The 8,610-nt window shown below is 47.4% G+C and carries 6 protein-coding genes; all 6 read left to right on the plus strand.

Annotated features, from left to right (window positions below; translation table 11 throughout):
- Positions 1–124 precede the first annotated feature (124 nt).
- The 6 genes from raiA (at position 125) to csaB (ending at position 8,455) form a co-directional block, all read left to right on the plus strand.
- On the plus strand, positions 125–670 hold the full coding sequence (gene raiA / locus QZV24_RS01960; RefSeq protein ID WP_294519311.1) for a ribosome hibernation-promoting factor, HPF/YfiA family: 546 nt from the start codon (positions 125–127) through the stop codon (positions 668–670).
- Positions 671–880: 210 nt separating this feature from the next.
- A complete protein-coding gene (gene secA, locus QZV24_RS01965) occupies positions 881–3,424 on the plus strand; it encodes a preprotein translocase subunit SecA (RefSeq protein WP_294519314.1) in 2,544 nt (847 codons plus the stop codon).
- A 22-nt stretch (positions 3,425–3,446) separates the two neighbouring features.
- Positions 3,447–4,553 carry a peptide chain release factor 2 gene (prfB, locus tag QZV24_RS01970; RefSeq protein WP_294519317.1) on the plus strand — a complete coding sequence of 369 codons (1,107 nt, stop codon included), beginning with the start codon at positions 3,447–3,449 and terminating at the stop codon, positions 4,551–4,553.
- A gap of 12 nt (positions 4,554–4,565) precedes the next feature.
- Positions 4,566–5,264, plus strand: coding sequence for a DUF2993 domain-containing protein (locus tag QZV24_RS01975; RefSeq protein ID WP_290655040.1), 699 nt, complete (start codon positions 4,566–4,568; stop codon positions 5,262–5,264).
- Positions 5,265–5,278: 14 nt separating this feature from the next.
- Positions 5,279–7,324: a DUF5693 family protein gene (locus QZV24_RS01980; protein WP_294519320.1), complete on the plus strand. Its 2,046-nt coding sequence runs from the start codon at positions 5,279–5,281 to the stop codon at positions 7,322–7,324.
- 21 nt (positions 7,325–7,345) lie between these two features.
- The gene (gene csaB / locus QZV24_RS01985) at positions 7,346–8,455 is read left to right on the plus strand and encodes a polysaccharide pyruvyl transferase CsaB (RefSeq protein ID WP_294519323.1); all 1,110 of its coding nucleotides are present in this window, start codon (positions 7,346–7,348) and stop codon (positions 8,453–8,455) included.
- Positions 8,456–8,610: the final 155 nt, after the last annotated feature.

An 8,610-nucleotide genomic window follows, 5' to 3' on the forward strand; every position in this document is an offset into this window, starting at 1 on the left:
TACTGCAAATCACATGGTGCTCTGGAAGTTTTTCCGGGGCATCATTTATTTTGGGAATAATAAAAGGGTTTTTGACTGTTTTGGCGAATATATTAAACATACAAAATGGAAAGGGGATGTTATTATGACAACATTCACCATCAGAGGAAAAAATGTAGAAATCACTCCAGCTCTGAGAGACTATGTGGAAAAGCGAATTGGCAAAATCACCCGGTATTTTGATTCAGTTGGTGAGATTTCTGTATTGCTTAGTGTAGTTAAAGAACGGCATTTGGTAGAAGTTACCGTTCCGGTACAGGGCGTGTTGCTCCGTGGCGAGGAAGCTTCCCATGATATGTACGCTTCTATAGATTTGGTTATCGAGAAGCTGGAACGGCAAATTCATAAACATAAGACCAAGATGCAGCGTCGGTTCCGGGATGGCACTTTGCTGGATGAGGCTTTTGCTTCACCTAGTGTACCGGACCATGAAGATGATGAGGATGATTATCCTATCGTAAAGCGCAAGAAGTTTGTGGTGAAGCCGATGGATGTGCAGGAGGCTATCATGCAGATGAATCTTTTGAATCACGACTTCTTTGTATTCCGGGATGCCGATACCGAGGAAGTAAATGTGGTTTATCGGCGGGCTGATGGCAAATATGGCCTGATTGAATCGGATAACAAATAAATACTTAGATTTTTATCGGTTGTAGAATCGGTAAATATAGCGGAGGGTGCTGTTCGTAGGTCGTGCGGACAGCATCCTTTATTTTGCCTGCTCCATAGGACACGGCAATGAAGTCGACGGATGAGGTTTTTTATTTTGACTTCTATAATATAGTTTGATAAACTATTCAGAGGTATGTTTATATATCCAATTTGTTAGGAGTGAGTATTGTTGTTAGGTATCTTTAAAAGATTTTTAGGCGATAATAATGAAAAAGAAATAAAGCGTATGAGAGCGATCGTTGATGAAATAAATTCCTATGAAGAGGAATTGACTGAGCTCAGCGATTCTTCTCTTACCCGACATACAGATAAATTCAAGGAGCGTCTGGCCAATGGTGAGACGCTGGATGATATTCTGCCGGAAGCTTTTGCCGTAGTTCGTGAAGCTTCCCGTCGTGTGCTGGGAATGCGTCATTTTGATGTTCAGATGATCGGTGGTATCTGCCTGCATGAGGGTAAGATTGCCGAAATGCGTACTGGTGAAGGTAAAACCCTGGTGGCAACTCTGCCAGTATATCTGAATGCGTTGACTGGCAAGGGCGTTCATATGGTAACTGTTAATGATTATCTGGCCAAGCGCGATAGCGAATGGATGGGACGCTTGTATAATTTCCTGGGGTTGTCGGTAGGTCTTATTAAGCATGATATGGATACTCCACAGCGTAAGTTTGCTTATGGCTGTGATATTACCTTTGGTACCAACAACGAGTATGGCTTCGATTATCTCCGTGACAATATGGTTGTGGATATCAATCAGATGGTTCAACGGGAACTGAATTTTGCCATCGTGGATGAGGTGGATAGTATTCTCATCGATGAAGCCAGAACCCCGTTGATTATTTCCGGTGCCGGCTCCAAGTCTACTGATACCTACAGCCGTATGGCCAAGGCCGTGGAAACCTTGAAGCCCGGCGTTGATTACACTGTGGATGAAAAGCAGAAAACCGTTGCTCCGGGAGAAACCGCCGTTGCCAAGGTGGAGAAGTTCCTGGGCGTAAAGAATATGTATGATTCGGAAAACATTGAGATGTCCCACTGCTTTACGGCTGCACTCCGGGCTAAGGCTTTGATGAAGCGTGACCGGGATTATGTGGTAAAGGACGGGGAAATCGTTATTGTTGACGAATTTACCGGTCGTCTTATGGAAGGACGCCGTTATTCTGATGGTCTGCATCAGGCCATTGAAGCCAAGGAAGGCCTGGAGGTACGCCGTCAGTCCCAGACTTTGGCCAGCATTACCTTCCAGAACTACTTCCGTATGTATAAGAAGCTGGGTGGTATGACCGGTACAGCCAAGACCGAAGAAGACGAGTTTATCAAGATTTATAAGCTGCCAGTAGTGGTAGTTCCTACCAATATGCCAGTTCGCCGGGTAGATTTGCCTGATGTGATTTACAAGACCAGAAGGGCTAAACTGAAGGCTGTAGCCAATGATGTGGAACAGATTCACTCCACTGGCCAGCCAGTGCTGATTGGTACTACATCTATTGCCCAGTCTGAGGAAATCAGTGCTATTTTACGCAAGCGGGGTATTTCTCACAATGTATTGAACGCCAAGTTCCATGAGAAGGAAGCCGAAATCATTGCGGATGCCGGCCAGAAGGGGGCCGTTACCATTGCCACCAATATGGCTGGTCGTGGTACTGATATCAAACTGGGTGAAGGGGTGCCGGAATTGGGCGGTCTGTACATTGTAGGTACAGAGCGTCATGAATCCCGTCGTATTGATAACCAGCTGCGGGGCCGTGCCGGCCGTCAGGGTGACCCTGGTAATTCCCGGTTCTATCTGTCCTTGGAGGATGATTTGCTCCGCCTGTTTGGTGCCAAGAATATTTCCTCTATCATGGATAGACTGGGTATGGGTGAGGATGACCCGATTGAGCACAAGATGATTACCAAGTCCATTGAGAATGCCCAGAAGAAGGTAGAGGGCCGTAACTTCGATATGCGTAAGCATGTGCTGGAATACGATGATGTTATGAATCAACAGCGTGAGGTTATTTATTCCGAGCGTAAGAAGGTCCTCAAGGGGGGCAATCTCCGTGAGCATGTTATCCATATGATTGCCCAGATTATTGAGTCGGAAATGGATCAGTATGCCAACGCCAAGCTGTATCCTGAGCAGTGGACTTTGGGTGAGTTGATAAAGGATGCTGAACAGATTTATGCACCACAGGGCAAGCTGAAGCTGGAGGAATTGGAGGAAATGAGCCGGGATGAGGTTCAGGAGACTCTGATGAATGTGGCTGAAGAGGCGTACCAGTTGCGGGAGAAGCTCTTTGGTGAGGAAAATATGCGGGAGCTGGAGCGCATTATTATGCTTCGGGTTATTGATAACCGTTGGATGGAGCATTTGGATGAGATGGATATGCTCCGTGAGGGCATTGGCCTCCTGTCCTATGGACAGCGCAATCCATTGGTTGAATACAAGATCAAGGGCCATGATATGTTCCAGGAAATGATAGATGGCATTCAGACTGATATTGCTACTATGATGTACCGGGTAAATATCATTACCCCGGAGCAGCAGCGGGCTATGGAAGAACAGGCCCAGCAGCGTTTGGCCCAGGCCAAGGCAAGTCATAGCGATGGCTCTGAGGAAAAGGAAGATAAAAAACAGCCTTATGTGAATGAGGAAAAGGTTGGTCGCAATGACCCTTGTCCATGTGGCAGCGGCAAGAAGTACAAAAATTGCTGCGGCAGAGATAAATAATTAGGAATTAGGATGTGAGACCATGCTGGAGGATTTGAAGCCTGAAATAGCGGCACTCCAGGAACGACTGAATGAGATGGAAAAGGCTCTGGATGTTGTTCATAAAGAAGAAAAGATAGCAGAGTTAGAATATAAAATGGGCGAGCCTACTTTTTGGGACAACCCGGAGGAGGCCCAGAAGGTCAATCAGGAGTTGAACGATGTCAAAATAAGCGTAGATAAATACAAGGCCCTGATGGCCAAGTTTGACGATGTTCAGGTTATGTGGGAAATTGGCATGGATGACCAGGACGAAAGTGTTGAGGAAGATGTGAAGGCTGATATGGCTGAAATTGACCGGGCACTGGAGGAATTGCAGCTGGAGGTAATGCTTTCCGGCAAATACGATGCCAATAATGCCATTTTGACCCTGCACGCCGGTGCAGGCGGTACTGAGGCCCAGGATTGGACCAGTATGCTGCTGAGAATGTATGGCCGTTACGCGGAGCGCCACGGCTTTACGGTAGAAACGGCTGACATGCTGCCAGGAGATGAGGCCGGTGTCAAGTCAGTTACCTTGTTTATTAAGGGGCATAATGCCTATGGCTTCCTGAAGTCGGAAAAGGGTGTACACCGCTTGGTACGAATTTCTCCATTTGACTCGGCGGCCCGTCGCCATACCTCTTTCTGCGCTTGCGATATCATGCCGGAGCTGGATGATACCGCTGAGGTGGAAATCAATATGGATGAAGTGCGGGTAGATACCTATCGGGCATCCGGTGCCGGTGGTCAGCATATCAACAAGACTTCCTCTGCTGTTCGGATGACCCACGAGCCTACCGGCATTGTGGTGCAGTGCCAGAATGAGCGCTCGCAGCTGCAGAACAGGGAGCAGTGCTTGAAGATGCTGCGGGCCAAACTCTTTGAATTGGAAGAGGAAAAGAAAGAAAAGGAAATTGCGGCTCTGGAGGGTGACCAGCAGAAAATTGAGTGGGGCAGCCAGATCCGTTCTTATGTATTCCATCCATACAATATGGTAAAAGACCATCGGACCAGTGCGGAAACTGGCAACACCCAGGCCGTTATGGACGGTGAAATTGATATGTTCATTGAAGCCTTCCTGCGGGCTAAGGCTAACCACCAGTTATAATCAGGTGATATTTTGAGCAAAGTTATAAAAATTTTCGTAGCGGTAATAGTAGTATTTCTGGTATTTTCCCAGCTTTTGCTGCCGGGCATCTTTCAGGGCACCATTGCCCATCAAGTGCAGGAGGCTACCCAAGCTGAAAAGGTGGATGTAAACCTGTCGGCTATGCCCGGCTTTTTGCTTTTGGCCGGTCACTTGGACACCGTTCATATTGATGCGGATAATGCTATGGTGGGCCAGGTCAGGGTGGATAAACTGACACTGGATGGCACCAATGTCCGGGGGGATTTTTCCGCGTTGAATTCCCATGACGGTTCTGCGGTTAAATCGGCGGACCGGTTGGAAATTACCGGAGTTATTTCTCAGGCCTCTTTGGAAGATCTTTTGAAACGAAAGCTGGAAAAAGTTGATAATATCACCGCCACTATGGACAGTGAAAAGCTGTCAGCCAGCGGTACAGTAAAGCTGTTTGGCCGTACAGCGGAGTTGACGCTGGAAGGCATTGTATTTGAGGAAAATGGCGCAGTGTATTTTCATATGACCAGACTGGACATAAAAAATGCCGTATTGGGCAAGGCGGTAATTGGGAATTTCTTTGGCGATATTCTTTTGTTTGATTTGTACAAGATGCCGGTCCGCTCCGAGGTGGACGATGTGGAAATGCAGGATGGTCAGGTGGTTATAAAGGCCAGCTACCGCAAATCGGTTATTTAAGGAGAAAAGTTGCTATGAAGCAGTTTTCATATAATAAGTTTTTGATATTGCTTATCGTAATTGGCTTAGTTGCTTCATTATTTATCAATGTTCAGCGCCACCAGGTGGAGGTTGCCAATAATTCCATTGAATTGATTGTGGATTATGAGGATTTGGTGACCCTGGCCGAATGTGAGGGTGTGCCGGTGTCTGAGGTTATGGCTCAGGCCAAGGAAGCGGGCATTACCTCTTTGGCGGTGTACGAGACCACTTTCAAAAAGCTGAATGTGAACGGCAAGACCACCGCTATCAATGGCAGTGATGTGTTGACCAATTATCAGACCGGTGCCATGACTGACCCGAACTGGCGTCAGCTGGTGGAAAATGGTACCATCAAGGGCACGGATATTTATGTTACCGGCCATCATCAGCAGACCTTTAAGGAAGTCCATGAGGACCTTATTCGCCGGTTGGGCAAAGACCGGGTGCAGGAGCTGAAGGTGGGCAATGAAACCGTTTTGGCCGTTAAGGCTAATTTTGAGTCCTTTGAAAAGATGGATTTGGGTATGCCTACGGATGAAATGAAGGCGGTAAATGACGGGGGCTTCTATGTACTGGCCCGTCCTACCAACTATCGCAGCTGTACCAAAGATGATGTGGATGCTTTTTTTAAGCGTATTGATGATTATAAAGTTTCCGGGATTGTTTTTTCTGGTTCCCAGACTTTAGGGGCACCGGATAATTCTGAATATATGGCCGAAAAGATGGCTCAGCGGAACCTGACCTTGGGCATGATTGAGGGCGTGACCCAGCTGCAGTTTTTCCCACAGGATGGCATGCTGGATATAGCCAAGGCCAATGACTATCATTCGGCTCGACTCTATTCTATTCCAAAGGATGAGCAGAAGAAAATGAAAATCGGGGATTGCGTCGAACGGTGGTCCAATACTGACGCTGAACGCAATATCCGGTTTAATTTGTTGAAGATTTTTGATAAGCCAGCTCCTGGGATGAATCTGTTGGAGACTAATATGACTTATTTTGGCTCCGTTCGGGACCGACTGGTGGCAGATGGCTTTACCATTGGCAAGGCTGGAGCGTTTGAGCATTTTTACCCGGCCAGCTGGGTCAGAGCGCTGGTGATGCTGGGGGTGGCGGCAGCATGTGTGCTGTATCTGTCATTGGTTATTCCGGGGCTTGGCAATAAGTATATATATGGCCTGTTGCTGCTGGGAGCGGTTGTATTGGCCGGTCCGGTACTGATGGGACATGGCAATAAAATTCGTGTAGTGGCGGCTTTGGCCAGTGCTAATGTTTTTCCGGCTATTGCGGTTATTTGGCAGTTGGACCGGTTCAGAAGCAAGGAGCCGGGTGAAAAGACTTCTTTGAGTAAAATTATCCTTACGGGCATGTTGTCCCTGTTTGCCTGTGGGGCGTTGTCCTATATTGGTGCGTCCTATCTTTCCGGGTCCTTGGCCGACACGGAATATCTGTTGGAGGTCAATATTTTCCGGGGGATAAAGCTTACCTTCATCCTGCCGATAATTTTGGTGGCCATTGCCTTTATGCAGCGGTTTGATCTTTTTGATGGTAAGATGGATGATACAGAGGGCTTTTTAAATCAGTTCTATCGGATTATGGATATGCCGGTAAAGGTAAAGACCTTGATTGGCCTGTTTTTGGTATTGGTGGCTGGCATTGTATTTGTGGCCCGTTCCGGGCACACTATGGGGATGCCGGTTTCAGCCACTGAGTTGAAGTTTAGGGCCTTTTTGGAGCAGGCTCTGTATGCCCGCCCACGGTCCAAGGAGTTGCTGATTGGCCATCCGGCCTTTATGTTGGCTGTATTGGCCTGGTTTAAGAAGTGGCCGACCATGGTGCTGTTTGTGCTGGTACTCATTGCCACCATTGGTCAGGGCTCCATGGTAGAAACCTTTGCTCATATGCGTTCTCCTATATTTATGTCCTTTGCCCGTGGCATTGGTGGCATAGTTTTGGGCGCAGTAATAGGGGCAATCTGTATGATTTTTGTACAGCTTTGGAGCAAGTATGTATCGCCAAAGCTGTCACCAAATAAATAATAGATAAGGAATGACAACAGCATGAGTAATGTTGTAATTTCCGGATATTACGGTTCCAGAAATGCCGGCGATGAAGCGATGCTGGCAGCAATGGTTGAAGTATTAACGGATATGAATCCCAATATAAATATCACGGTTATATCGGCGGACCCGGAGGACACCAAGGTGCGTCATAAGGTACACGCCATTGGCTGGCTGGACATTGGCCATATTATCGGGGCTTTGTTTAAAGCAGACCTGCTCATCAGTGGTGGTGGCAGTCTGTTGCAGAATGTCACCAGCCGTCGTAGCCTGTATTATTATTTGTTTATAATAACTCTGGCGGAGCTGATGCGGACACCGGTAATGCTTTATGCCCAAGGCATCGGTCCTATTCAGGGCAGCTTTGCCCGGTGGGTAATGCGGATTGTGGGCAATGGTATCAAACAGATTACAGTACGGGATAAGGGGTCCCTGGGGGAACTGGCTCAGATGAAAATCCGCCGTCCGGTTATTGAGTGTACCTCGGACCCGGTTCATGCCATTCATCCCGTGGATAAAAATATGGGACGGGCTATTCTGACCAAAAACAATGCCTACGGGGCAAAGCCTCTGGTGGGGATTTCGGTGCGGGAATGGCAAGACTGGACCCATTATAAGGCGGTTATTGCCCGGGCAGCGGATCAGATTGCCCAGGAATTCGATGCCAGAATTATATTTTTGCCAATGCAGTTCCCGGAGGATGTGCAGACAGCGGAAATGGTGGCTTCCATGACCAGCTGTAATGCTGTGGTACTGCAGGAGGAGTATTCTACCAAGGAGTTGTTGTCCATTGTTGGCAATATGGACCTGCTTATTGGTGTGCGGCTTCATGCACTGATTTTCGCAGCAGTTATGGGGGTGCCCATGATTGGCGTTTCCTATGATCCGAAGATTGACCGTTTTTTGGAGTCGGTGGGGGAAAGCCCAGTAGGGGATTTGGAAAATGTGAAGTACGATGAGCTTATCAGCAAGGTCCGCAGTAAGTGGAAGGATAAAGAGAGCTTCACAAAAAAGAATGAGCAACTGTTCTCCGATTTGCGTCATCTGGCTCTGCGCAATGCTGAACTGGCCATCGAGCTGATGGATAATAAGAAAAAGAAAAAGCAATAAAAAACACTGGAAAGTGAGTCAATCATTTTCCAGTTTTTTTGTGCTATTGTCGATTCTTACTGGTCAAGAAGCGGCCATTTTGGGCTATATTGACCCGTTAGTGGCTGTGTTAATCTCATACTTTGTTTTCCATGAGAGTCTGACTATTACCCAAG

Source organism: uncultured Anaerovibrio sp. (assembly GCA_902786545.1).
Taxonomy (GTDB): Bacteria; Bacillota; Negativicutes; order Selenomonadales; family Selenomonadaceae; genus Anaerovibrio.

Excerpts from the sequence above, each read along its gene's own strand:
- raiA (WP_294519311.1), top strand. The coding sequence starts at position 125 with ATGACAACATTCACCATCAGAGGAAAAAATGTAGAAATCACTCCAGCT.
- prfB (WP_294519317.1), top strand. The coding sequence starts at position 3,447 with ATGCTGGAGGATTTGAAGCCTGAAATAGCGGCACTCCAGGAACGACTG.
- QZV24_RS01980 (WP_294519320.1), top strand. The coding sequence starts at position 5,279 with ATGAAGCAGTTTTCATATAATAAGTTTTTGATATTGCTTATCGTAATT.
- csaB (WP_294519323.1), top strand. The coding sequence starts at position 7,346 with ATGAGTAATGTTGTAATTTCCGGATATTACGGTTCCAGAAATGCCGGC.